General features: G+C 58.3%; 19 protein-coding genes. 10 read left to right on the forward strand and 9 right to left on the reverse strand.

Translation table 11 applies throughout. From position 1 onward, the window contains the following. Window positions 1-12: 12 nt before the first annotated feature. From urtE to IQ265_RS11200, 3 genes are all read left to right on the forward strand, one after another. A complete protein-coding gene (urtE, locus tag IQ265_RS11190; RefSeq protein ID WP_228037803.1) occupies window positions 13-765 on the forward strand; it encodes an urea ABC transporter ATP-binding subunit UrtE in 753 nt (250 codons plus the stop codon). Window positions 766-964: 199 nt separating this feature from the next. Further along, the gene (locus IQ265_RS11195) at window positions 965-1,192 is read left to right on the forward strand and encodes a hypothetical protein (protein WP_194053458.1); all 228 of its coding nucleotides are present in this window, start codon (window positions 965-967) and stop codon (window positions 1,190-1,192) included. A 174-nt stretch (window positions 1,193-1,366) separates the two neighbouring features. Then, complete coding sequence (locus IQ265_RS11200) at window positions 1,367-1,645, forward strand: hypothetical protein (RefSeq protein WP_194053460.1); 279 nt, start codon at window positions 1,367-1,369, stop codon at window positions 1,643-1,645. A 95-nt stretch (window positions 1,646-1,740) separates the two neighbouring features. Here IQ265_RS11200 and treY read toward each other — a convergent pair whose 3' ends face one another. After that, entirely contained in the window at window positions 1,741-4,533 is a 2,793-nt protein-coding gene (gene treY / locus IQ265_RS11205) for a malto-oligosyltrehalose synthase (RefSeq protein WP_194053470.1), read from the reverse strand. 71 nt (window positions 4,534-4,604) lie between these two features. Continuing rightward, window positions 4,605-6,440 (reverse strand): malto-oligosyltrehalose trehalohydrolase, encoded by a 1,836-nt coding sequence (gene treZ, locus IQ265_RS11210; RefSeq protein ID WP_194053472.1) that lies wholly within the window; start codon window positions 6,438-6,440, stop codon window positions 4,605-4,607. Window positions 6,441-6,714: 274 nt separating this feature from the next. Here treZ and IQ265_RS11215 point away from each other — a divergent pair, with 274 nt between their 5' ends. After that, window positions 6,715-8,430 (forward strand): RluA family pseudouridine synthase, encoded by a 1,716-nt coding sequence (locus tag IQ265_RS11215; RefSeq protein WP_194053474.1) that lies wholly within the window; start codon window positions 6,715-6,717, stop codon window positions 8,428-8,430. Window positions 8,431-8,488: 58 nt separating this feature from the next. Here IQ265_RS11215 and IQ265_RS30090 read toward each other — a convergent pair whose 3' ends face one another. From IQ265_RS30090 to IQ265_RS11235, 4 genes are all read right to left on the reverse strand, one after another. Continuing rightward, window positions 8,489-8,677 (reverse strand): DUF2283 domain-containing protein, encoded by a 189-nt coding sequence (locus IQ265_RS30090; RefSeq protein ID WP_194053894.1) that lies wholly within the window; start codon window positions 8,675-8,677, stop codon window positions 8,489-8,491. Between the two features lie 462 nt (window positions 8,678-9,139). Then, window positions 9,140-9,718 carry a GNAT family N-acetyltransferase gene (locus IQ265_RS11225; protein ID WP_194053475.1) on the reverse strand — a complete coding sequence of 193 codons (579 nt, stop codon included), beginning with the start codon at window positions 9,716-9,718 and terminating at the stop codon, window positions 9,140-9,142. Between the two features lie 53 nt (window positions 9,719-9,771). Continuing rightward, window positions 9,772-11,253 carry an MBOAT family protein gene (locus tag IQ265_RS11230; RefSeq protein ID WP_194053476.1) on the reverse strand — a complete coding sequence of 494 codons (1,482 nt, stop codon included), beginning with the start codon at window positions 11,251-11,253 and terminating at the stop codon, window positions 9,772-9,774. After that, window positions 11,250-14,411 (reverse strand): DUF1574 domain-containing protein, encoded by a 3,162-nt coding sequence (locus IQ265_RS11235; RefSeq protein WP_194053477.1) that lies wholly within the window; start codon window positions 14,409-14,411, stop codon window positions 11,250-11,252. The genes IQ265_RS11230 and IQ265_RS11235 overlap by 4 nt, the downstream gene beginning before the upstream one ends. 348 nt (window positions 14,412-14,759) lie before the next feature. Here IQ265_RS11235 and IQ265_RS11240 point away from each other — a divergent pair, with 348 nt between their 5' ends. From IQ265_RS11240 to IQ265_RS11255, 4 genes are all read left to right on the forward strand, one after another. After that, window positions 14,760-14,993 (forward strand): hypothetical protein, encoded by a 234-nt coding sequence (locus IQ265_RS11240; protein ID WP_194053478.1) that lies wholly within the window; start codon window positions 14,760-14,762, stop codon window positions 14,991-14,993. Window positions 14,994-15,277: 284 nt separating this feature from the next. Then, complete coding sequence (gene ppc, locus IQ265_RS11245; protein ID WP_194053479.1) at window positions 15,278-18,397, forward strand: phosphoenolpyruvate carboxylase; 3,120 nt, start codon at window positions 15,278-15,280, stop codon at window positions 18,395-18,397. Between the two features lie 31 nt (window positions 18,398-18,428). Then, window positions 18,429-18,662 (forward strand): hypothetical protein, encoded by a 234-nt coding sequence (locus tag IQ265_RS11250; protein ID WP_228037804.1) that lies wholly within the window; start codon window positions 18,429-18,431, stop codon window positions 18,660-18,662. Window positions 18,663-18,895: 233 nt separating this feature from the next. Beyond that, on the forward strand, window positions 18,896-19,249 hold the full coding sequence (locus IQ265_RS11255; protein ID WP_194053484.1) for a VOC family protein: 354 nt from the start codon (window positions 18,896-18,898) through the stop codon (window positions 19,247-19,249). A 63-nt stretch (window positions 19,250-19,312) separates the two neighbouring features. Here the strand turns inward: IQ265_RS11255 and IQ265_RS11260 are convergent, their stop codons facing one another. The 3 genes from IQ265_RS11260 to IQ265_RS11270 are packed head-to-tail and all read right to left on the reverse strand — an operon-like array spanning window position 19,313 to window position 20,392. Then, complete coding sequence (locus IQ265_RS11260; protein ID WP_194053486.1) at window positions 19,313-19,618, reverse strand: transcriptional regulator; 306 nt, start codon at window positions 19,616-19,618, stop codon at window positions 19,313-19,315. Then, window positions 19,605-19,976, reverse strand: coding sequence for a nucleotidyltransferase domain-containing protein (locus tag IQ265_RS11265; RefSeq protein WP_228037805.1), 372 nt, complete (start codon window positions 19,974-19,976; stop codon window positions 19,605-19,607). Before IQ265_RS11265 ends, IQ265_RS11260 begins: the two co-directional genes overlap by 14 nt. Further along, a complete protein-coding gene (locus IQ265_RS11270) occupies window positions 19,973-20,392 on the reverse strand; it encodes a nucleotidyltransferase substrate binding protein (RefSeq protein ID WP_194053488.1) in 420 nt (139 codons plus the stop codon). The genes IQ265_RS11265 and IQ265_RS11270 overlap by 4 nt, the downstream gene beginning before the upstream one ends. 279 nt (window positions 20,393-20,671) lie before the next feature. Between IQ265_RS11270 and IQ265_RS11275 the strand changes: the two genes are divergently transcribed. Together IQ265_RS11275 and IQ265_RS11280 are read left to right on the forward strand one after the other, a co-directional pair. Next, complete coding sequence (locus IQ265_RS11275) at window positions 20,672-21,214, forward strand: hypothetical protein (RefSeq protein WP_228037806.1); 543 nt, start codon at window positions 20,672-20,674, stop codon at window positions 21,212-21,214. 202 nt (window positions 21,215-21,416) lie between these two features. Then, on the forward strand, window positions 21,417-23,144 hold the full coding sequence (locus IQ265_RS11280) for an ATP-binding protein (protein WP_194053490.1): 1,728 nt from the start codon (window positions 21,417-21,419) through the stop codon (window positions 23,142-23,144). Window positions 23,145-23,539: the final 395 nt, after the last annotated feature.

The following is a 23,539-nucleotide window of genomic DNA, read 5'->3' on the forward strand; positions in this document are numbered from 1 at the left end:
TNCNNANNCNCNATGACCACCACCCTACCCTCTCCCGCACTTCAAGATCCCCTCACGGCCCCCATGCTCAACATTGCGGGGCTCAACTTTTACTACGGCGAAAGCCACATTCTGCGCGATGTGGCGATGACGGTGCCCAAGGGGCAGATGGTGTGCCTAATTGGCCGCAACGGCGTGGGCAAGACCACGCTGCTGAAAAACATCATGGGGGTGCTGCGGCCCCGCACGGGTGAAATTCGCTTTGAGGGGCAGGTCGTAAACGGGCTTTCGCCCGATCGCCGGGCGCGGTTGGGCATTGGCTATGTGCCCCAGGGCCGCGAGGTGATTCCTCGGCTGACGGTGAAAGAAAACCTGATCATTGGTCAGGAAGCGCTGGGCAATCGGGGCAAGGCCGCCAAGGAGGTACCTGAGGAAATCTACGAGCTGTTTCCGGTGCTCAAAACTATGCTCGATCGCATGGGGGGCGACCTCAGCGGTGGGCAGCAGCAGCAGCTGGCGATCGCCCGTGCCATCATGGGCCAGCCCAAACTGCTGGTGCTCGATGAGCCCACCGAAGGCATTCAGCCCTCGATCATTCTCGACATCGAGGCGGCGGTAAAGAAAATTGTGAAAACCACGGGCATTTCGGTACTGCTGGTCGAGCAGCACCTGCATTTTGTGCGCCAGGCCGACTACTACTACGCCATGCAGCGAGGTGGCATTGTGGCCCACGGCCCCACCAGCGAGCTCACCAACGACATTATTCAGGAGTTCCTGGCGGTTTAACCGGCTTAAGCGCAATCTATTCATACCAGAGCAAACTGTCGCTTCTGTTGGCGGGATGTAGACAAACGTCGATGGTCGGCAGCGGGCCTGGGATCTTGACGCGCCTGCTGCTTGGTCTAGACAACGGCACTACCCTAGACAGACTAGATGCCTTTAGGGGTAACGTTATCGCTCTTCAATGACTCTCAGATTTATAGCGATGGCCATTGCGTATGACAATTCACGTATTTGTGTTGTTACACGTATTCTCTGCCTAGAGTCATTGAAGAGAGATATTCTCCTCGATCGCGCCATCAGAAGCCCTGACTTTGCCCCAGGGGTGTACGGGGCGGTGCGTTGGGCGATCGCTACAACCGACCCCAACATGCGCCTTCAGCTACTGGGCCACGCAGCAGTTGATGGAGCCGTAGGCAACGCCTGTCGGTAATTGTCATAGCTGAAAAAATATTCTTTAACCAAAAAATTTTTGTTTTAAAGCGGCTCCAAACAACAAGAACTGATGTAGAAACGCTAGTCACAAAGCTGTCACTTTTGAGCCCTACTATCGGAATTGTCGATTCTTGAACCCAATATCTGACAATTGCAAATGAGCTTCTGCACAATGCAAAATCACTATCCCTGGAATACCACAGCTTTAATTGAGTGGCTAAAACAGGAACCTTGTTATCACGAAAAACAGCGTCTAGAAGCTATGTTAAACATACCAAAACACAGCATCAAATCGTGGCTAATCGATCCTACGCCAACGATTACGCTGGCGCAAATTCGCGCGATCGCACAGTATAGAGGCTGGAATTTGAACCAAATGATTGATTGGCTAGAACTTCAGCCCGCCCATGTCAAAGAACTGATTGATCAAGATATGTCTGGAGTCAGATAAAAAACCTTAAGCCACAGCAATATTAGTCTTCTCCTAAATCGTTCTCTTAAACAAAGAAGGCCGCCCGCGGGCGGCCTTCTTTGTTGGCATGGGGGTTATTCGGCAGCTTCGCCAATGAGGATAGCCACCGGAAAGGTCGCCAGTATGGTCGATAGGGGGGTGTCTTCGGCCGCCGTCACCGTTTCGCCGGTAATCCAGTTCTGCCAGCTTTGCACGTGGCCGGGTAGGGCCAGGGTAGTATCGGCCCACACTTTACCAATCGGGTAGTCGCCGGGAGCCGTCAGCTGAGTCAAAAAGCGGGGAGCGATCGCCACCACCCACTGATTGCCCCGCTGCCGCGCAAAGGCCACCACGCTGTCTTCGGCGGTGCCCCGGGCAAAGAGGGGCTGGTAGTCGCCCTGCTCAAACAGGTCGGAGTAGGCCTGCCGCGCCGACAAACCGCAGTGAGTCACCCAGAGTTTAATGCGCCCGTCGCGGCGGTACTCCAGCAGGTTTTGCAGCAGGCCTGGGCGATCGCCTTCAGCCCAGTGCTGCAGCTCTTGCAGCCAGTGGCGGCGCAGGTTGTAGTCTACTGGGCGGCGGTTGTCGGGGTCAACCACGCTAAAATCCCACAGCTCTTGGCCCTGGTAGATATCGGGCACCCCTGGCAGCATCAGCTTGAGCACCACCTGAGCCAGCGAGTTGTAGATGCCGTAGTCGGCAATGCGCTGCTGAAACTGGCGAAACTCCTGCAGAAACAGGTTCTTTTCGCCGGGGGTGAGAATGGCGCGGGTAAAGGCCACGTAGCCGTCTTCGTAGTCGGCATCGGGGCGCAGCCAGGCGGTGTGCACCTTGGCCTCGCGCACGGCCTTGACCACGTAGTCGGCCATGCGATCGCTAAAGCTGGCTAGCTCGCTGTCATCAAACGGGAAGGCCCCCACCAGGGTTTGGTAGAGAAAATATTCGTCGTTGGCGTCGGGCACCACGCGATCGCGCACCACCGTTTTGTGGCTGCCGTTGAGGTTACGCCAGTTGTTTACCGCCGCCTCCCACTCCGTCGGCAGTTCAGACAGCACGTTAAGCCGCGCCCGCACGTCTTCGCTGCGCTTGGTGTCGTGGGTAGAGGTGGCATTGATGGCGTGGGGCCACTGCTGCTGCCGCTGCTGCTGCCGCTGGTGAAACTGCCGCACCGAAAGGCCAAAATGCCCCGGTGATCCGCCCACCTCGTTTAGGCTGATGAAGCGGTTGTAGCTGTAGAACAGCGTGTCTTCTAAACCCTTGGCCATCAGCGGGCCGGTAAACTGCTGCAGGCGCATAACAAAGTGCAGCCACTGGGCCTTTTCTTCGTCCGGCAAAGAGCCTTCGTAGTTGAGCGACAGAAATTTTTCGATCAGGTTTAGCTCGTTGACCAGCTGGGGAATACGCCTGCGGGCCGCTTCGATCGCCTCCTGCACGTAGGCCAAATCGCGCTCAGAAATGCCCTTTTCGTTGGCGTAGGTGCAGTAGATCGGAAAGGCAATCAGCACCTCTTCAATGGCGGTGCGCAAACCATACAGCGTCAGGTCGCGCCCGTAGCGGTACTGCTGACACACCCGCTTGAGAAAGCGGGCCAGGTTGTTGATATCACCCACCAGGTTGGTGTCAGCAATTAGCTGTTTTTTCTGCCTCACCAGGTCAGTGTAGGGCGTCGTTTCACCGGTTAGCTGCTGATAGATATGGCTAAACGCATCCTGATTTTCCTGCTGGCAAAAAATGCCGTTGAGCTGGGTCAGCGCGTCGTAGCCGGAGGTGCCCTGAATAGGCCAGCCCGCAGGCAGCGTTTCCTCCATCTCCAGAATTTTTTCTACCACAATGTAGGTGTCATTCAGGCGATGGCGCAGCCGCTCCAGGTAGCGGGTGGGGTCGTACAGTCCGTCGATGTGGTCAACTCTAACCCCGTTAAACTGACCGCCCTTCACCATCTGGCAAATCAGGTCGTGGGTCTGATCAAAGACATCTTCGTTGTCTACCTTGAGGCAAATCAGCTCGTTAACGGTAAAGAACCGCCGGTAGTTGAGTTCCTCTGCCCCCACTTTCCAAAACGAGAGCCGGTAAAACTGTTCTGCCAGCAGCTCATCGAGCAGATCAAAGCTGCTGGGCTGGTCGGGAGTGCCGTTAAACAGCACTAGATTCTGATCAATAAATTCGCGTACCTCATCGCTTTCCTGGTAGACATCCCACAGCAGGCTCTTGGCAAACTGAGCCTGGTCGCGGTACTCGCGTCCGTGCAGATCGACAATGGCATTTTTGACCAGGTAGAGAATGCCAGAAATTTTAATAAAGGTGCGATCGCGCCGATCTAAATGCTGCGCCAGCCGCCCCGACTGGTAGCTCAAAAATCGCCCATAGGACTCAATTCGCACCGGAAACTGAAGGCCGTAATAGTTGACGCTCAGGCCCGATTCGTCGTAGCTGAGCTGAATTTCACCCCGCTCCAGGCAGCGATCGTAAAAATCCCCCAGCATAGGCGCGAGCACCTTGCCGCCCAGCTCCTCAGGCCCTTCCCACTCAATATCAAAGAAGTCGAAGTAGGGCGAGTTGGTACCGTACTCCATGACATCCATGAGGTAGCGGTTCTGGCCGTCGTAGGCCATGTGATTGGGCACAATGTCCTGCAGCCAGCCCAACCCGTGGTGGTGCGCCGTGTCGATCAGCGGCTGAAATGCCTCTTGCCCACCGAGTTCGGGGTTGAGCTGGGTGGGGTCGACGACATCGTAGCCGTGGGTGCTGCCCTGCCGCGCCTTAAAAATTGGCGACGCATAGATATCTGAAATGCCTAAGCTTTTGAGATAGTCGACAATGCCCTGGGCCGCAGCAAAGCCAAATTCTGAATTAAACTGAATGCGGTAAGTGGCGGTGGGAATACGCATGGCGAGTTCCAAAAAAGGATGAAAGATTCAACAAACTAGAACCTTTAGTTGGGCGAGAAACACCCGCGTAGCTATGCCGCCGAATATAGCGCAAAGCTTAGAGAAGGCAGCTCTAGCGACTGCGCTTCGGTAATTTTTTCGGGTAGAGATGACCCAGGCCCATCCCATTCGGGGGCGGCCGAGTCTAGCTTAAGCAACCAGGGCCGATCGGTCGGCAAAACATCAATAATGCTAACGGCCTGATTGAAATTCATTAGGCACAGCAGCGGCCCCTCTGCTAGGGTGCGCTCATACATAATGGTCTTGGTTTCGTCGTCACTGGTGATCTTGATGTCTTTAGAGTAGGAGGGCGTGCTGAGCTTTAGCTGTCGCCGCAGTTCAAGCAGCCGCTTGTAGTACCGCAAAATGGTGTTGTGCTGCCCTTCGTTGCGCAAGTTCCAGTTCAGCTTTGAGGCTTCAAAGGTGGCTACTTCGTGGGCGGGGGCGGGTTCACCAAACCCGTGGGCCTCTTTAAATTCGCGTTTGCGGCCCTGGTACACGGCCTCCACCAAATCTGGGTCGCTGTGGTCAATGAAGTAGTTAAAGGGGGCTACTTCACCGTATTCTTCGCCCATAAACAGCAGAGGAATGTAGGGAGAAGTAATTAAAATCGATGCCGTTAGTTTGAGGGCATCAAAGGGCACCAGCTTGGAAAGGCGATCGCAGCCTTTGGCATTACCAATTTGATCGTGGTTTTGGGCACAAACAATGAATTGATGGGAGGGCAACTCGGTGGCTGAGTTGCCGTGTCGCCGCCGCCGAAAAGGTGAGTAGGTGCCGCTGTAGATAAAGCGATCGCGGATGGCCGTTGCCAGCGCTTCACAGGTGCCAAAATCTTGATAGTACCCGTAGCGCTCTCCCGTAATCACCGTGTGCAGAGCGTGGTGAAAGTCGTCGCTCCACTGGGCCTGGAGGGCAAACCCACCCTGCTCAACGGGGCGAATAATGCGAACGTCGTTTAGATCACTTTCAGCGGTGACGTAGAGGGGCTTACCCAGATGGTCAGACAGCTCAACTACCGCCTCTGCTATCTCCGCCAAAATGTGCTTGGCGCTGAAGTCATAGATGGCGTGAATAGCGTCGAGCCGCAGCCCGTCGATGTGAAATTCTCGCAGCCAGTAAAGCGCGTTTTCAATGCAGTACTGCCGCACGCCATCGGACCAGGTGTCGTCAAAATTGATCGCGTTGCCCCAGGGCGTATTGTATTTGTCGGTGGTGTAGGGGCCATAGTTACCGGTGTAATTACCCTCTGGCCCAAAGTGGTTATAGACCACATCTAAAATGACCGCCAACCCTTCCTGGTGGCAGGCATCGACCAGGCGCTTTAGGCCTTCGGGGCCGCCGTAGGAGTTTTGGGTAGCGTAGGGAAACACGCCGTCGTAGCCCCAGTTTCGCTCCCCCGGAAACTGCGCCACCGGCAAAATTTCGATGGCGGTAATGCCCAGCGCTTTGAGGTCGGCCAGCTGCGCGATCGCAGCATCAAACGTTCCCTCAGCCGTAAACGTGCCGATGTGAACTTCGTAGATAACGTAGTCAGACCAGGGAATATTTTTCCAGGCGGCATCGCCCCAGCTGTAAGTGTTGAGGTTGACGACAGCCGACGGGCCATGCACCCCCTCTGGCTGATAAAAAGAGGCCGGATCGGGCCGCAGATCGCCCCCATTAATGCGGTAGAGATAGTGTGTTCCTTCGGCTACGTTATCTACTGTTTGAGTCCAGTAGCCTTGCTCACTTTTCTCCATTAGAAAAGCTTCTTTTTTAGGCGATAGTAGCTGTAGCTCTACCGAGTCGAGCTCAGGCCCCCAAAGTGTAAAATGGCACCGTCCATCAGTTTGGAGAATAGCTCCAACTTCAAGGTCTGCTCGCATAGGAATAATTTTGGGTGATGAGGTGAATGGTGTTGCATTGATCAAAAATCATGCTCCGTCACTTTAGCAGTGCTCTATTCATTCCCAATCTTCTTTTAGGTAGATTATGAGCGTTGCTGCAATAGCCGCTATGGCCCTGTGGTAAAAGCGGCGAAAGGAGCCACCTTCCAGGGTTTTGAGGCGGCTACCCCTACGACGCTTAAATTTGGCTGCCTAGACTACATTGAGAGATTAGCGACCCTATTAAGCCTCCCATTAATCCCCCACTCTGGCCGTGCTCGACTTGCTGCTGCACCCCCTCGATACCTGGTTAGGCGCGGCACTGCCTGCCTCTGCCCCGACAGAGGCAACAGAGACAGCCGACTACTGGTACCAGGGCTATTGCCCCCGTACCAGGCAGCATTACGGGCTACCCCGCACGGCGCTAGCTAAGGCTGCGGCCCAGCGGCTGATGGCGCAGCTGCCAGCCCCTGACTCGGGGAAAGGCAAAATGTACGGGGTGCTGGTGGTGCAAACCCCCACCGGGATCGGGGTGCTGAAAGCGTTTTCGGGCCTGTGGCAGGGACAGGCGCAGGTGCCCGGCTGGGTGCCGCCGATACCGGGGCGATCGCAGGTGGCGCTGCAAGAGGCCCGCACCCTCGATGCGCTGGAGACGATTAAAGACCGCCTGTTGGTTCTACAGAACTTGCCTGAGCGGGAGAGCTACGCTCGGTGGCAGCAAGAGCAGGCTGAGGCTCGCCAGACCCTAAACCAGCAGCACCGCGATCGCAAACAGGCCCGCGATCGCCACCGCCAAACCCTAGTCTGCACCCTAGCAGGAGAATCCCTTACGTCAGCCCTAGCCACCCTAGAGCAGGAGAGCCGCGGCGATAAGGCCGAGCTGCGACAGTTTAAGCAGCGGTGGCGCGATCGCCTCGCCTCCCTAGAAGCCACCATTCAATCTGCCGATGCCGAAATCGTCGCTCTCAAGCAGCAGCGCCGCGATCTCTCCCGCCAGCTCCAAGCTGAGATGCACGCCGCCTACACCCTCACTAACTTTGCCGGTGAATCCCTGGCCATTCAAAATTTGGCGGCGCAGGGCAATCTGCCCACGGGCACAGGCGACTGCTGTGCTCCCAAGCTGCTGCACGCGGCGGCTCAGCTCGGCCTGGTGCCCCTGGCCATGGCCGAGTTTTGGTGGGGGCCACACCAGGGCGACAAACAGCCGGGGAAATTTTACGGTGCCTGCACCGATCGCTGCCAGCCAATTATGGGGTTTCTGCTGTCGGGGTTGTCGGCTCAGGTATTGGCAGCAGCAGACATCCCTGTAGGGGCGCAGCATGCTGCGCCCCTACAAGTTGGGAACATGCCGCCAGGGTTTGAGATTCCCGTTCTATACCAAGACCAATGGCTGATCGCGGTGGATAAGCCTGCGGGGCTGCTGTCGGTGCCGGGGCGCTACAGCGATCGCCAGGATAGCGTGCTCACCCGCCTGCGATCGGCCCTACCTGAGGGAGCGTTTTTGCAACCCGTCCACCGACTCGACCAGGACACCTCCGGCGTGCTGCTGCTGGCGCTCGATGCCGAAACCCACCGCCAGCTCTGCCAGCAGTTTGAGCAGCGCCAGGTGCAAAAAGCCTACCAGGCGATCGTGGTGGGAACTGTTGCCAAATCGTCGGGGATTATTGACCTGCCGCTGTGGGGCGACCCGACGCAGCGACCCCGGCAGCAGGTGAATTGGCAGCAGGGCAAGCCCAGCCAGACCAAGTTTGAGGTGCTACACCGCGAGGGAGCACTAGCGCGAATTGCCTTTTACCCGCTGACGGGGCGCACTCACCAACTGCGCGTCCATGCCGCCCATCCCCAGGGGTTGAATGCGCCGATTTGGGGCGATCGCCTTTACAGCCACAGCAAACCGGGGCAGCGCCTGCACCTCCATGCCGAGCGGCTGCAATTCATTCATCCCCATAAACAGGATGCAATCAGCTTCAATTCTCCCCTCCCCTTCTGAGCCACCTCAGTACAGGTGCGCAATCGCGGCTGTTTACTGTAATAGGGGCAAAACGTACCTATGAAGCGAGCAGAGCGGCAACTGCATCCTTCGACATAAAGCGCCTAAAATCCAGAGTCTCTACCAGAACCAGCTTGTCATCGGGGGAATAGTGGAGAATGACTTGCCCCTCCTCCTCTGCATAGACAATAGGTTCTTGCGATAGCTCAACCAGTAATTCAGCGGACGAATCTGTCCCAAGCTGAATTCGCCGTTCACTGCGGGATTCCGCTGCGAACGTATCAGCGCTGGGTTGCCGGAGCAACTGAGGCGAAACTGCGCCCCCAGCAGTGGAAAGCGTTGATGAGTATTTTGAACATTCAATCGGTTGATGAAATCCCCAACGATTTTGCTGGCAGCGAACAGGTGTCCTTCGTAGGCTGGGCAAAGGGCATGGCCCGTGCCTAGCCAAATCGGCGCGGTGGAGGAATGATGGGTACGCTTCGCTTTACCCATCCTACGGAAGCTACGGGGGCTTGAGGGCATTAAAGAGAATCGGGGAATGATGGCTGTGCCTACCTATGACTGCCTTTAAGACGTTTCAAAATCTTGCAGTCAATCGTAGGGTGCCGTCGCGGCTCCACCCCAGCCCTGCCACCCACAGACCTCTCCACTAGCCGCACCGCACCGCTCACCAAAATCGAGAGGTCTGGGCGATTGCCCTTCGCCCTCACCCACTGGATTGCTTCGCATTCATCCAGTCCTCCCGCAGCAGGCCGTAGAGGGCCACGTCGCGATACACGCCCCACTTCGGCGTTTGCCGCCGCCGATAGCCCTCCTTTGCCATGCCCAGCTTTTCCATCACTCGGCCCGAGGCCGGGTTGTCGCCAAAGTGAATAGCGTTAATGCGGTTTAACCCTAGGGTGTCAAAGCCAAAAGCGATCAGAGCAGCACCCGCTTCGGTGGCATATCCCCGGCCCCAGAAGGGGCGACCCACCCAGTAGCCCAGCTCCGCCATGTTGTAAGCCGAGTACAAGCTGAGGCCCACCGCACCGCAAAGGGTATTGTCGGCCTGGGTAATGGCATAGGTAATAGATTTATTTTCGCCATAGGCGATCGGCTGCTCGCCGATCCAGCTTTTGGCATCCGCTTCGGTATAAGGGTGAGGGATGGCCAGGGTATTTTCAGCAAGGGCGCGATCGCCCGCCAGCGCTACCACACCCGCCACATCCCCCAGGTCGAACGGTCGCAGCACCAGCCGCTCGGTCGTTAGGGTCGGTTGCACCTCAGGCAGCAGTATTTCTACCATCCCCGCCTACCCACCTACTCACCCACTCACCTACAACCCCAAAATCTACCGCTCTAGAAGTCGAAATAAATATACGGCAGCGTTTCCGCCGGGGCCAGCAGCCAGGCCAGCAGGCTAAACAGGGGCACCAGCAGCAGCTTCACCGGCCAGCTCAGCTCCAGCTTAAAGCCGCGCTTCATCAGGTACGACAGGCCCATCAGCCCCACCACGCCCCACAGCAGCAGCAGCAGTTGGCTAAAGGTAAAGCCCAGCGATTCTAAATAGACGAGCTGGCTGAACTGAGCATCTGAGGGCGTGCCCCAGGCCCGCTGCAGGGCCAGAGTATAGCGATCGGGCTCGGGCAGCCGAAAGAACAGCCAGCTGGCAAACACCAGCGCCTGGGTGAGCAGCCAGCCCAGCACGGTACCCGGCAGTGTGGCCCAAAAGGCCTTCAGCTTTGGCACCGCTTTGCTCCACGACTGCGTGAGGCGATGCGCCACCAGCCCCGCCCCGTGAATGGCACCCCAGATTAAAAAGCCCCAGTTGTTGCCGTGCCAGATGCCCGCAATCACCATCACCGTCAGCAGGTTGAGGCAGGTGCGCACCAGCCCTCGCCGTGACCCGCCCAGCGGAAAGTACAGGTAGTTGCGCAACCAGTCGCCGAGGGTCATGTGCCAGCGTCGCCAAAAGTCGGCCAGGCTGGTGGTGAAGTAGGGAGCATCGAAGTTTTGCGGCAGGGTGATGCCCATCAGCAGGGCGCTGCCGCGGGCAATATTCACGTAGGCGCTGAAGTCGAGGTAGAGCTGCAGACCGTAGGCAAAGGTGGCGAGCCAAATGTCGGCGCTGCCCGCCCGCTCCAGGTTGTCAAAGCTGAGGTTGACCAAAATGGCGATGTGGTCGGCAATCAGCAGCTTTTTGATCGCGCCATAGGCGATTAGCCACAAGCCCTCGACAGCGGTGTTGAGGCCCGGCGGCTTTTGCTGCTCAACCTGGTCAATGAAGGGGTGAAAGCGGGTGATGGGGCCAGAGATGAGCTTGGGAAAGTAGAGCTTGTAGGCCGCAAAGTCAGAGAAGTTGAGCGCGGCCGGAGAGCCGCGATAGACATCGATTAGGTAGGCAATGCACTCAAAGACAAAGAAGCTCAGCCCCAGAGGCATGATAATGCGGGTCAGGGTGTCGCTGGGGGCGCTGCCCACCTCAAAGCCCAGCCAGCGCAGCAGGCCCTCGGCGTACTTAAAGCCCACCAGCAGCGCTACGTTAAGACCAATGCCCAACCACAGCAGATGGGTGCGGCGGCGGTTCCAGCCGCGTTCGGCCAGTTGCCAGCGGGGGTTGGGAATGCGCCAGTCAAGGGGAGCGGCGATCGCATTGCCAATCAAAAACGTCACGATCAGCACCGCCACCATCAGCAGCAGGTACTGCACCTGCAGCGAGGCGTAGAAGATCAGGCTGGCCACCACCAGTAGCCACAGGCGCGCCTGGAGCGACTCCAGTGTCCAAAAGACGCCGACAACGCTGAACAAAAAGAGGGCGTAGACCAGGGAGGGCAGGGTCATGGGGTGGCAGGGGGCGCGGGGGGCGCAGCAGGGCGGGGCCAGGAAATCAGCGGGTCTTGCCCCAGTTCGCTAGATACCTGGTACGCGCCGTAGCGGTTCAGGTGGCTGGGGTCAGAGAAATAGTCGTAGCGATCGGGCCAGAGCTGGGCAAAGTCGCGGAAGAGAAACCCAGTCTCGGTGGTGGAGAGGGTGAGCATGTGCCGCAGAAACTCAGATTCGGCCTCGCGGCGGTAGTCGTCGAGGTATTCGTCGGTGAGGGGAGTGTTGATGAACACCACCGGAATGCCCTGGGCCTGAGTAAAGCTGAGCAGGTTGGCAAAGGCCTCAGACTGCTGCCCCTCCAGGCGAAAGCTGTCGTAGTCGCCGTCGTAGCGGCCCGAAACTCGCGCAAAGTCTTGGTAGTAGGTGGCGGGGTTAAACCGCACCGAGAGGGCCAAAAAGCCGTCAAAGTCGATGGTGCTGCCCTCGGGCATGGCGGCATCGAGGGCCTCCTGGCTGGAGCCGGCGGGGCTGGGGGTGGCCGCCACCAGCCGCTGCTGAAACCAGCCCTTCAGCCGATCGCGCTCGGGGTAAATAGCCGAAACGCTGGCCAACTGCTCGCTCAGCCACTCATCCATAGCGGCGTAGCTGCTGGGCAGTGACCCTGTGGAGGTCGTGCTATCGCCAGCGGCGGGGACGGCATCGGGCGCAGCATCAGTGGCAACTTCGCCCTCCTGCGATCGCCGGTTGGCCACCTCCCGGTAGCCGGGAGAGGCGGCAATGGCGTTGTAGGTCGCATCGACCCGGCCGCTGTTAAAGGCCCGCGCCCCGTCTGCCCAGATAATTAGCTTGGGCAGCTGGTCGGGCTCTAGCACCTGGCGAATCACCAGATCGACCACCTGGGCTGTGGCCCCGTTAATGCCGAAGTTAAATATGCTGATATTGTCGTAGCCAATGGTGGCCAGCTCCTTGCGCAGCGCCACCGGGTCTACCCCTCGCAGGGCGCGGGAGCTGCCCACAATAATTACGTCGGGGGGGCCAGACTGCTCCAGGCGCTGGTAGTAGAGGGCCAGCTTTTCGTTCATTTGCTGGCTGTTGAAGGTGGGAAACGTCGCCCGATCGACCAGGTCGTCAATCGCCACGATCGGCTGACTGGGGCTGGTGGTCAGCTGTCCACCGTTGTCGTCGCCGCTGGTGAAGCCGCCACCGGCCCAGTTGCTATCGCTGCCAGCGGTAGGCCAGTCCAGCTCGGCCAGGTCCTCAGCAAAGGGATCGGCGGCTTCAGAAACCGCTTCGGGGACAGCCTCAGGAGCAACGACTTCGGCCTTGGCCTGCTGGGCTGCAGGGGGGCTAACTACCTGCCCCAGCAGCCAGTCGATCTGGAGCGCCACCAGCACCCCCACCGCCGCCCACACCACCGCAATTTTGAGCCCGTCAGAGCGGCCCAGGTCGGCCAGGCTGTCGGTGCGATCGCCAGAGTCGGGGGCAGCGCTGGTCAATAGCTGCGATCGCAGGAGTAGCTGGCGGCCCTGGCTCAGCAGGTCTTGCACCCACTGGCCCAGGGCCATGTCTTCTTCTAGCTCAGCCTCCATCTCCGCTGCGGTAACCGGGCCTTCGGGGCGCACCAGCAGCTCGTTGACGTAGGTATCGGAGGCGGTGAACTCAGGGGTAGACTCGGGCACCAGACGGCGGTGGCGGGCCAAAAAGTCTTGGCCGTAGCTCCAGGCGGGCTGCGACTGGCCCGATCGCCTACCGTAGATGCGCACCCCCTCCAGGCCCATGGGACTGAGGTCGCTCAGGTAGTCGGTAATGGGTGGTGCCACCAGGCGACGGCGGGGGGCCACCGGACCATCTACCATGACGTGCAGCAGTCCGTCGCGCTGCAGGAGCTGGACACGGTAGCCCCCAGTCGCCAGGCGATCGTCGAGGCTGGGGTTGAGCAGTCGGGTGAGCAGGAATGCGATCGCGGGCAAATCGCCCGTCTGGCCCAGGTACTCGGGGGTGTCGGCCAGGGCGCTGTGCTCCGTGGCGGGCAAGTCGAGGTAGTGCACCCAGGCAGGGGTGGCGTCGGCCCCGGCCTGGCCGTAAATCACCGCTCGGTGAATGCCCTGGGGGGCGAGGTCTTCTAGGGGGGTGGCCAGGGCGGCGATTACGGCCTCCTGAGCCGCCAGCCCCTCGGCCTGCTGGGTGTCGTGGTCACCGCTCTGGGGCGAGCAAATCAGGTGCAGGGTGCCGTTGGTGAGTTCGGCGGTCACCCCCAGGTGCCAGCTAGCCACCGCCGCCGAGAGCAGCCTCGCGATCGCGTCGGCATCGCCCCAGCGGCCCCACTCCCGCAGCATTTCTTCAGGCGGGGTGAGGTCAATGCGCAGGCTCCAGTCGGGCTTGGTTTCGCCCCGCACCTGCAGCAGCAGCACGGCGTCTTTGAACTGGGTGAGCTGCAGCTGCCGCAGCCGCTCGGCGGTGGGGCGGGCAATCAGCGAGGGGTCGGGGCTGTAGGTCGCCTCACAGAGAATCCACAGGCGCGAAATGGTCGTATCAGCACCAGCCGGTTCGTCAACCTTGGCCGAATCACCGTCGAGGGCAATCGCCATCCGGTGCAAGTGGGCGGTGCCGGGAATCGCCTTAATGCTGACCCACACCCCCACATCCAGGCTGCTGAGGGTTTCACTCAGGTACCAGGCGATCGCCTCCGGGTCGCCCTTGCGGGCCAAACTCAGGTTTGAGAGCACGATCGCGCCGCTGCCACCCTCGCCCCCCAGTGATAGCTCGGGCTGGCCCTGGGTGTACTGCTCCAGCAGCGACTGGGTGGCCTTCATATCGGCCTCATCCTGGTTTTCGAGCACCAACTGCCCCAGGTGGCGCTCCAGCCGGTTGAGATAGATAGGAGCCGTCCAGTCGGGGGTAGGGTTGCCGGTGAGGCGGCTGTAGACGTAGAGCTGATAGACCTGGGGGTAGTGCTGGCGCACCAGGTCGTCGCCGCCGTCGAGCAGCGAGCGCACCAGTTTGAGCAGCACCGCTGACTGCTCCAGCGCCGCTGGGGTCTCGCACAGCACGTGGAGAATGTTGCCCCGCAGCTTGATGTGCAGCTCGGCCTCGGGCAACCCCATAGCCTCCCTGAGCCAGCTGAGCACGTTGGCCGCTGGCGAATTGGGGCTAAAAGTCGGGTGTGATAAAGACACAGACATAGGAGGTCAGGGTAACAGCGAAGCCAAAGCCATGTTCCCAGGGATGATTGTGCCGAACGGCGGCGCAGTCGGTTTAATTTATACCAACTCCAGCGCTAATCAGGCGATTTCTTGGCAGGCAATTTTCAAAAACTTGACTGCCCCGCCCGCACGATAGCCAAAACGCCTCCACCAAAACCCCTCGATCTGCCTGGCCGGGCTGAGGCCACGTTTACTATATTAAAGATCAAACGTGCCAATGGTGGCCCCCAGGGCAGTGGCTCCTAGGGTATGGCTCTAGGGCAACTGCATCGCTGGGCAGGCCTGCGCTCAGCTCCGGTTCCTTCTCCCCGCTGCCGACCTATGACATCGTCTAGCCCCTCCGCTTCTGCCCCAGTCGCTCGCCTCTCCACCGAAATTATCGTCGGGCTGCTGGTGCCCCCCGTGCTGATCGGCATTGCCATTGGCCGCGCCCTGGCCGACGGTCTCACCCAAGCGGGGCTATCCAGTGAGCAGCTCTTTGCCGGAGAACGGCTCCCCCACCTGAACATGCCGCCCACGTCGCCCCATCCCTCCACAGCTGAGGTAACAGACTAATACAACTTCGCATCCAGCGGCCAACTGTTCCCGCCACCTGAACCCTGGCACCTGAAACTCCCATCGAAGTTGCTGTATTTGCGCCACAGAGCACTAGGCCTTTAGGCCCGCCGACCAATCCTTGATAAAATTTCTAAGATCCTTACCAGCGAGCAGTTTAGCGCCCTGGCTCAGCTCCCGTACCGCTGTAACGTTTTCAATTTGTTCATCTAGATAAACTTCTTCAGACTAGGGTAATCCTATAGAATCTTTGCGATATCCCCGTTCTCTCTGCTGTTATACCCATGAGTTCAACGCTCCACTCCTCCGGGGATACCCGGCCCGCAGCTGAAGCCGACCTATCCAGCCCTCCTGCCACGGTGGATGACCAGCCCTCCCGGCAGGATTTGCTGCTGCGTCATCGGTTGCGAGTGGTCGAAGATCTGTGGGAAAACGTGCTGGAGCACGCCTGCGGCCCCGAGTTGCTAAAACTGCTGCAGCAGCTGCGGCAGATGTGCTCCCCCGAGGGCCAGGCCCCAACCGCCGCCGAGGCGCGGGTCAAGGCCGTAGTTGAGGTGGTCGAAGCGCTCGATCTCGAAGACGCCATTCGGGCCTCGCGGGCCTTTGCCCTCTACTTTCAGCTGATCAACATTGTGGAGCAGCACTACGAGCAGCGGGGGCAGCAGCAGCAGTACCGGGCCGCCTATGAAACCTCAGAACTGGCCCAGCGGGCGGGCCAGTCGTTCTTTGGCTCAGCCAACGGCAGCGACGGAGAACCCGCCAGCAACCTGTTCCAGGCCGATCTGCTCAGTCGCAGCGTGGCCGATGCCCCCGGCGGGCGCAAAGAGGCGGGCACCTTTCACTGGCTGTTTCCCACGCTCAAGCGGCTGAACGTGCCGCCCCAGGTGATTCAAAACCTGATCGACCAGCTCGACGTGCGCCTGGTGTTCACCGCCCACCCCACCGAAATTGTGCGCCACACCATCCGCGACAAGCAGCGCCGCATTGCCAGCATTTTGCGCCAGATGGATCAGGCCGAAGAGAGCGCCCAGGGTCTGGGCCTGGCCTCGTCGTGGGAAATGGAAGAACTCAAGGAGCAGCTCACTGAGGAAATTCGCCTCTGGTGGCGCACCGACGAGCTGCACCAGTTCAAGCCCTCGGTACTCGACGAGGTCGACTACACTCTGCACTACTTCCAGGTGGTGCTGTTTGATGCGCTGCCCCAGCTGTACCAACGGTTCGATCGCGCGATCGCCACCACCTTCCCCGAGCTAGACCCGCCCCGCCATCGGTTCTGTCGGTTTGGCTCCTGGGTGGGGGCCGATCGCGACGGCAACCCCTCGGTCACCCCCGAAGTCACTTGGAAGACCGCCTGCTACCAGCGCAACCTGGTGCTGAGCAAGTACATCGCCTCCGTCGATCGCCTCGTCGACCTGCTCAGCCTGTCGCTGCACTGGAGCGAAGTGCTGCCCGAGCTGCTGGAATCGCTAGAGCAAGACCAGGTCAAAATGCCCGACGTCTACGACGACCTGGCCATTCGCTACCGCCAGGAGCCCTACCGCCTCAAGCTGGCCTACATCAAGCAGCGACTGAGCAACACCCTCGATCGCAGCCAGCGCCTTTACCACAGCGACCCCTTTGCCGACCACTCAAACGACGCGATCGGCAGCCCCATCTACCGCTATGGCCACGAGTTTCTGGCCGAGCTGCGGCTGATTCAGCGCAACCTGGAGGCCACTGGCCTCAACTGCCAAGACCTCAGCACCCTGATCTGCCAGGTGGAGATTTTTGGATTTAATCTGGCCCAGCTCGACCTGCGCCAGGAAAGCTCGCGCCACTCCGACGCCCTCGATGAGATTGCCCAGTACCTGCGCATTTTGCCCCAGCCCTACAGCGAGCTGGCCGAGGCCGACAAAGTGGCCTGGCTGGTCAGCGAGCTGCAGACCCGTCGCCCACTCACCCCCCGCGATCTGCCTTTCTCTGATAAAACCCGCGAGACCCTGGCTACCATGCATATGGTGCGTCAGCTCCACCTTGAGTTTGGCCCCGACATCTGCGGCAGCTACGTGATCAGCATGAGCCACACCGTCAGCGATCTGCTGGAGGTGCTGCTGCTGGCAAAAGAGGCAGGCCTCTACGACCCCACTACCGAGCTGAGCAGCCTGCAGCCCGTGCCGCTGTTTGAAACCGTCGAAGACCTGCAGCGTGCCCCGGCGGTAATGCAGGCCCTGTTTGAAACCCCGCTATACCTCAACATGCTGCAGGGGCAGGCGGCCCTGCCCGTTGACCAGGGGCCAGGGGGTGTCGCCATTCCTCGCGCCGTGCCGCTGCAAGAAGTGATGCTGGGCTACTCCGACAGCAACAAAGACTCCGGCTTTCTCAGCAGCAACTGGGAGATTCACAAGGCGCAGCAGTCGCTGCAAACCACCGCCGATCGCTACGGGGTGTCGCTGCGCATCTTCCACGGTCGGGGCGGCTCGGTGGGACGCGGCGGCGGCCCCGCCTACGAGGCGATTTTGGCCCAGCCGGGGCGCAGCATCAAGGGGCGAATCAAAATTACCGAGCAGGGCGAGGTGCTGGCCTCGAAGTACAACCTCTCTGATCTAGCCCTCTACAACCTCGAAACCGTCACTACCGCTGTCATGCAGGCCAGCCTGCTGAGCAACAGCGTCGATGACATTCAGCCCTGGAATGAAACTATGGAGGAGCTGGCCACCCGCTCCCGTAGCCACTACCGCCAGCTGATCTACGAGCAGCCCGACCTGGTCAACTTCTTCCATCAAGTCACCCCCATTCAAGAGATCAGCCAGCTCCAGATCAGCTCTCGCCCCTCGCGGCGCGGCGGCAAAAAAGACCTCGGCAGCCTGCGGGCCATTCCCTGGGTGTTTAGCTGGACCCAGGCGCGGTTTCTGCTGCCCTCCTGGTACGGCGTCGGCACCGCTCTGCAAGAGTTTCTCGACGAAGCCCCCGAAGAGCACCTCAAGGTGCTGCGCTACTTCTACAACAAATGGCCCTTCTTCAAAATGGTGATTTCCAAGGTCGAGATGACCCTGGCCAAGGTCGATCTGCAAATTGCCGAGCACTACGTGCGCGAACTCACTAGCCCCGAGGACAAAGAGCGCTTTTTGAAGCTTTTTGAAACCATTTCGCAGGAGTTTTACCTGACCCGCGACATGGTGTTGCGCATTGCAGGCCACGATCGCCTGCTCGATAGCGACCCCGACTTACAGCGATCGGTCTACCTGCGCAACGGCACCATCGTACCTCTGGGCTTTTTGCAGGTGGCCCTGCTCAAGCGCCTGCGCCAGTACAAAGATCAGGCTGCCACGGGGGTAATTCGATCGCGCTACAGCCAGGGCGAATTACTGCGCGGCGCACTGCTTACTATCAACGGCATCGCGGCGGGAATGCGAAATACGGGCTAAATTAACCCTTAAACGCAGTGGGTAAATTACCGTGACCAACAGCGCTATTGACTACCTCACCGATGCTGACGGCAATCCTAAAGCCGTAGTGATTCCTATTGACCTATGGCGGCGATTGCTGCCCCAAGGTGGCGACTCTATGCAAGAGTTAGCCGAAAATCTGGAAGACTACTGCCTGAACAAAGCTATGGATGATGCCCAGGAAACCCCTCTGCTGAATCGAGAAGAAGCTTTAGCTTTTTTAGAGGCGGAGGATGTTGATTGAAGATTGCCTATCGAAAGCTCTTCTTGAGAGACTTGAAGTTGTATAGCGTAGGCACTGCCAGTCCTGTCAAGGTGGTTTGAAAGGGGTAAATATTACACCGTTGAAGCGCTAAAAGCTTGATTATGCGTAGGGTGTGTTCCCGGCCCAGGCTAACCCTGCGATAGCTCAATGTGCTCTGCTGGCCGGAACGCACCGTTCGTCTCAAACGAGAGCCCCGGTATCGTACGCTGAAAATGAGTAAAGTTCAACTCAACTTAGTTGTTATCCAATCGAGTAACATCGAACAAGCTGCCATGTTCTATCAACGCCTAGGCTTGTCTTTCATCAAACACAAGCATGGCAACGGTTTAGAGCATTTTACCAGTGAGCTAGGCGGTGTGACATTTGAGATTTATCCACGTCGTCCTGGAACAGCTCCAACGACGGCAGTTCGGCTAGGATTTCAAGTGTTATCTGTGGATGATCTTGTCCATGAACTCGAACGGTATGGTGCCCAAATTATTTCCCCTCCGGCTGATTCAATTTGGGGGCGGCGGGCAGTGGTAGCAGATCCAGATAGACATCGACTAGAGTTAACGCAGATTTAAATACTCAGACAATGCCCACCTTTCGGAAAAATGCTTTTCCAAATTGCCTAAGTTGTTAGATAGTTATGCGGCTTGCTTGCCTTGAACTGTGACAGAAAGCTTTAGCCCCAGGCTATTTAAGAGGTTTGCGATTAGGGGAAACCCTGGCACTTCTCCTTTATCAATCAAGCGATAGCAAGTATCCCAGCTGTCATTAAGCTGACCTGACGGCTTGACAACCCATCGGCGGGCTTCAGCCACATGCTTGAGCGCCAGCAGAATATGCTCAAAGTCGCCGTCCTCCAGCACCGCATCGAGGTAAGCCGCTGCCTCAGCTGGGTCTTCTAAGGACTGCACTAGATAGGACTGATAGCTTTTATGAGTTGGCATCATACCGCTCCTGAAAGTCTGTCCAGTACTGCTTGGCTCCCATAATATCTTGAGTTTTACAATAGATAGAAATGCCCTTTTCGTCGATGTGTTGCTTCAGGGCCTCGCGGGTGATGGTGCCATAGGCCACGAAGTCAAAGAAGTAGGGCAGGTAGGTATCTTCTTCAATATCAAACTTGAGTCGGGCGGCTAGGGCTGAGTTCACCCCATCGCCTTTGATAGCAATATCCACATCGGAGGCGGGTTTATAAGTGCCGATCGCGCGGGAGCCGAACAAAATGGCTTCTTCCACCTGCGGGTAGGCGGCGATGAACTGGATGATTTCCTCAAGTTGCCGATCGGATAGTCCGTAGCTCATTGTTTCGCGTTGAGTTCGACACTGAGTTTGCTGTAGAGCGCCTGCACCAAAAGCCTAAACTCATCTCGAATAAAATCGATTGTCTCCTGCAAGACTACTGCGTTATAAACGTGGCTGGTCATATTACGGCGGGCAATAGCAGCCATCCAGCCTTCAGCATTGGCAATTAGCCCCGCCTGAAAGGCTACTCGCACCGTCTGTTTACTGTTGCCAACACCGCTATAGCCTTCGTACTCCAAATAATCTTTCATGGTTTTCCAGGCAATCTCAAAGGTGAACTCAAACGCCTGAATCAGCGCGATTTGAGTGACTTCATCGTTGGGGGTGGTCTGGTAGCGCTCAAACACCCGACTAAAGGTTTGGTAGGCGTCGTCAAAGTTTTGAAATCGCTGTACCCAGCGTAGATTGCTGTCCATCGTTACATAGTTATAAGGTTCAATGCTGCGATCGCCCGCCAGACAACGCCTTTGATAACGCCTCCGGCCATCCCATCAACCTGTCTCCCCAAATATTCCGCGCCATTCTTACCCCACAGAAAAATTTAGTGTGTTGAAATCTGAACCATGCAGTAAGCTTACGGCAGGCTGAGGGTCATGGTGGCTGAAATTGCCCCACGGCGACAGGTTCAGGTCGGTATCAATAGGCCCAGCACAAACGGCCAACATCACTAGTTTGAAGGTTTGAGGAGTAACTCCATGAAAAGCTTAGGGCGTTGGATGGGGCATACGGCAGGGGCCGCCCTGCTAGCGGCAGCGGCGACCGTTACAGGGGCGGCGATCGCGCCTGAAGCCGCCCAGGCCCAGGTGGCCTACGGTAGCTATGTGGGGGTGGGCGCTGGGGTAGGCGTCACCAGCGATGCCGCCACCGGACAGGGTGGCGGCGTGCAGGGGGTGATCTCGGGTCGCTACCGACTCCTGCGGTACCCCGTTTCGGTGCGGGCCCAGGCCTTTCTTTTCGGCGGCGATTTTGCCTTTGTGCCCACCGTTTCCTACGACGTGCCCCTGAGCTGGAACACCGACGTGTATGTCGGGGCAGGGGCTTCCTTTGTCAGCGGCGGCGACGACAACCCCTCCAATGTGGGCGACAAAACCTCGTTTGTGCTACAGCCGGGGATTGACTACCTGTTCCCCAACAGCAACCTGGTGGCCTTTGGCAATGCTATTTTTGCCTTCGATGCCTACCGACAGGGCGGCAATATGGCAATCTCAGTTCAAGGCGGCGTCGGCATTCAGTTCTAGAACCTACACCGAGCCTCAAACAAAGCTTGAAATCGCCCGTGAACCTAAAGGTTGCATGGGCGATTTTTTAGGTATCGGGTATCAGGTGGCGGGTGTCAGGCGGAACCGTGAACCCAAAACCCAATAACCCAATAGCCATTCCCCTATCCTCAACCAGGACAGATGTATTAAAATCAACTGAACTCACACAAAGGATTACCCAATGGGGATGAGTCAGCCGCTAGGATCGGTCATCCAGGGTTCGCTGAGTCAGGGGCTAGAGGTGCGTCTGCACCCCGATATCTCAGTGGAAGATATGCGGGTGGGCAAGTTTTTGGTGGTGCAGGGGCGGCGATCGCAGTTTTTCTGCATGCTCACCGATGTCACCCTGGGCACCGGCAGCCAGCGCATTTTGGCCCACCCGCCGGAACCGTCGAACCTATTTTTGCAGGAGGTGCTGGCCGGGACGGGCACCTACGGCACGATTAACCTGACGCCGATGCTGATGTTTACCCAGGAGGAAGGGGAGAAAGAGGGAAGCGAGAAAAGGGAAAAGGGAAAAGGGAAGGGAAAGGCTAGTACCTACGGATCTCTGGCGGTGCAGAGCAGTGCCGATGTGGAGCTGCTGCCGGTGAAGACCATTCCGGCCCACTTTAGCCAGGTGTACGACGCCAGCGATCGCGACTTTCGAATTATCTTTGGCTGGGAAGACGACCCCCATCGGCGCAATTTTGCGATCGGCCAGCCCATCGACATGGAGGTGCCGGTGTGCCTCGATTTAGACCGCTTTGTGGAGCGCAGCAACGGCATCTTTGGTAAGTCGGGCACGGGCAAATCGTTCCTTACCCGGCTGCTGCTAGCGGGCACCATTCAGCGGGGGGCGGCGGTCAATTTGATCTTCGACATGCACTCCGAGTACGGCTGGGAGGCGGTCAGCGAGGGCAAGCAGTTCAGCACTGTTAAGGGGCTGCGGCAGCTGTTTCCCGGCCAGGTGCAGATGTTTACCCTTGACCCCGAGGCCACCCAGCGGCGGGGGGTGCGCGATGCCCAGGAGCTTTACATCAGCTTTGACCAGATCGATGTGGAAGACCTGAATTTGGTGCGGGGCGAGTTAAACCTTTCCGAGGCCAGCCTGGAGAACGCCATCATTCTGCGCAATGAGTTTGGCAAGAGCTGGATCAACCGCCTGCTGACCATGACCAACGAGGAGATTCAAGAGTTTTGCGAAACCAAAATGGGCAGCAAGTCGTCGATTATGGCGCTGCAGCGCAAGCTCACCCGGCTGGCCGACATTAAATATATGAAGGCGGCCAGCGGCACCAACTATATTCAGCAGATTCTCGCCGCCATCGACGACGGCAAGCACGTGGTAGTCGAGTTTGGCTCGCAGTCGAACATGCTGGCCTACATGCTGGCCACGAATGTAATCGCTCGCCGCATCCACGCCAGCTACGTCAAAAAGGCCGATCGCTACCTCCAGACCAAAAACGTAGTCGACAGGCCTCGCCAGTTAATGATCACCATTGAAGAAGCTCACCGCTTTCTCGACCCGGCCACGGCGCGGCAGACTATCTTTGGCACCATCGCCCGCGAAATGCGCAAGTACTTCGTCACCCTGCTGGTGGTTGACCAGCGGCCCTCGGGCATCGACAACGAGGTGATGTCGCAGATTGGCACCCGCATTACGGCCCTGCTCAACGACGAAAAAGACATTGACGCGATCTTTACTGGGGTGTCGGGGGGGCAAAGCCTGCGATCGGTGCTGGCCAAGCTCGACTCGAAGCAGCAGGCCCTGGTGCTGGGCCACGCCGTGCCGATGCCGGTGGTAGTGCGCACCCGCCCCTACGACAGCACCTTCTATGCCCAGGTGGGGGCCACCGCCTGGGAAGAACTGCCCGACGAGGTAGTGTTTAAAGCCTCAGAAATGGCCCGCGCCGATCTGGGATTTTAGGTCAACGGGCGAGGGCAAACCAGCCTCGTGAAGCGGTTGGCAGCGATCGGGAAGCACGTCAACAACTTATTTAGAGCGAGATTCAAAGTTTCCCTGGAGCAAAAATCTACCTCTGGATAGAGAAGGGATCTATACTCAAGTAGAGTGGGTTTGTCGTGGTACCCTGAGTGCTAATCGTCACTGATAACGTAGCATTACTGCTGACACAACCTTAAAGTTCTAAGTATTGTTGAGAAACTTGCTAGTCTGATGGGATAAATGCCGCGCTGCGGTCGGCTCCTTTGGTTTGTTGCGTTTTGAGTTCCTATGTATTTCTATACCGCAGTCGGGCCTAGCACCCAATAGGCTACTGATCAAACTGGGAAACAGGCATCTTCCCCTCGCTTGAGGCCAGG

Origin of the sequence: Nodosilinea sp. LEGE 06152, assembly GCF_015207525.1 — a bacterium.
Taxonomy (GTDB): Bacteria; Cyanobacteriota; Cyanobacteriia; order Phormidesmidales; family Phormidesmidaceae; genus Nodosilinea.

What these genes read in the sequence shown, in the direction of transcription:
- ppc (WP_194053479.1), top strand. Translation starts at nt 15,278, where the DNA reads ATGAGTTCAACGCTCCACTCCTCCGGGGATACCCGGCCCGCAGCTGAA.
- IQ265_RS11255 (WP_194053484.1), top strand. Translation starts at nt 18,896, where the DNA reads ATGAGTAAAGTTCAACTCAACTTAGTTGTTATCCAATCGAGTAACATC.
- urtE (WP_228037803.1), top strand. Translation starts at nt 13, where the DNA reads ATGACCACCACCCTACCCTCTCCCGCACTTCAAGATCCCCTCACGGCC.
- IQ265_RS11195 (WP_194053458.1), top strand. Translation starts at nt 965, where the DNA reads ATGGCCATTGCGTATGACAATTCACGTATTTGTGTTGTTACACGTATT.
- IQ265_RS11280 (WP_194053490.1), top strand. Translation starts at nt 21,417, where the DNA reads ATGGGGATGAGTCAGCCGCTAGGATCGGTCATCCAGGGTTCGCTGAGT.
- IQ265_RS11260 (WP_194053486.1), bottom strand. Translation starts at nt 19,618, where the DNA reads ATGCCAACTCATAAAAGCTATCAGTCCTATCTAGTGCAGTCCTTAGAA.
- treY (WP_194053470.1), bottom strand. Translation starts at nt 4,533, where the DNA reads ATGCGTATTCCCACCGCCACTTACCGCATTCAGTTTAATTCAGAATTT.
- IQ265_RS11240 (WP_194053478.1), top strand. Translation starts at nt 14,760, where the DNA reads ATGACATCGTCTAGCCCCTCCGCTTCTGCCCCAGTCGCTCGCCTCTCC.
- treZ (WP_194053472.1), bottom strand. Translation starts at nt 6,440, where the DNA reads ATGCGAGCAGACCTTGAAGTTGGAGCTATTCTCCAAACTGATGGACGG.
- IQ265_RS11270 (WP_194053488.1), bottom strand. Translation starts at nt 20,392, where the DNA reads ATGGACAGCAATCTACGCTGGGTACAGCGATTTCAAAACTTTGACGAC.
- IQ265_RS11200 (WP_194053460.1), top strand. Translation starts at nt 1,367, where the DNA reads ATGCAAAATCACTATCCCTGGAATACCACAGCTTTAATTGAGTGGCTA.
- IQ265_RS11225 (WP_194053475.1), bottom strand. Translation starts at nt 9,718, where the DNA reads ATGGTAGAAATACTGCTGCCTGAGGTGCAACCGACCCTAACGACCGAG.
- IQ265_RS11265 (WP_228037805.1), bottom strand. Translation starts at nt 19,976, where the DNA reads ATGAGCTACGGACTATCCGATCGGCAACTTGAGGAAATCATCCAGTTC.
- IQ265_RS11275 (WP_228037806.1), top strand. Translation starts at nt 20,672, where the DNA reads ATGAAAAGCTTAGGGCGTTGGATGGGGCATACGGCAGGGGCCGCCCTG.
- IQ265_RS11230 (WP_194053476.1), bottom strand. Translation starts at nt 11,253, where the DNA reads ATGACCCTGCCCTCCCTGGTCTACGCCCTCTTTTTGTTCAGCGTTGTC.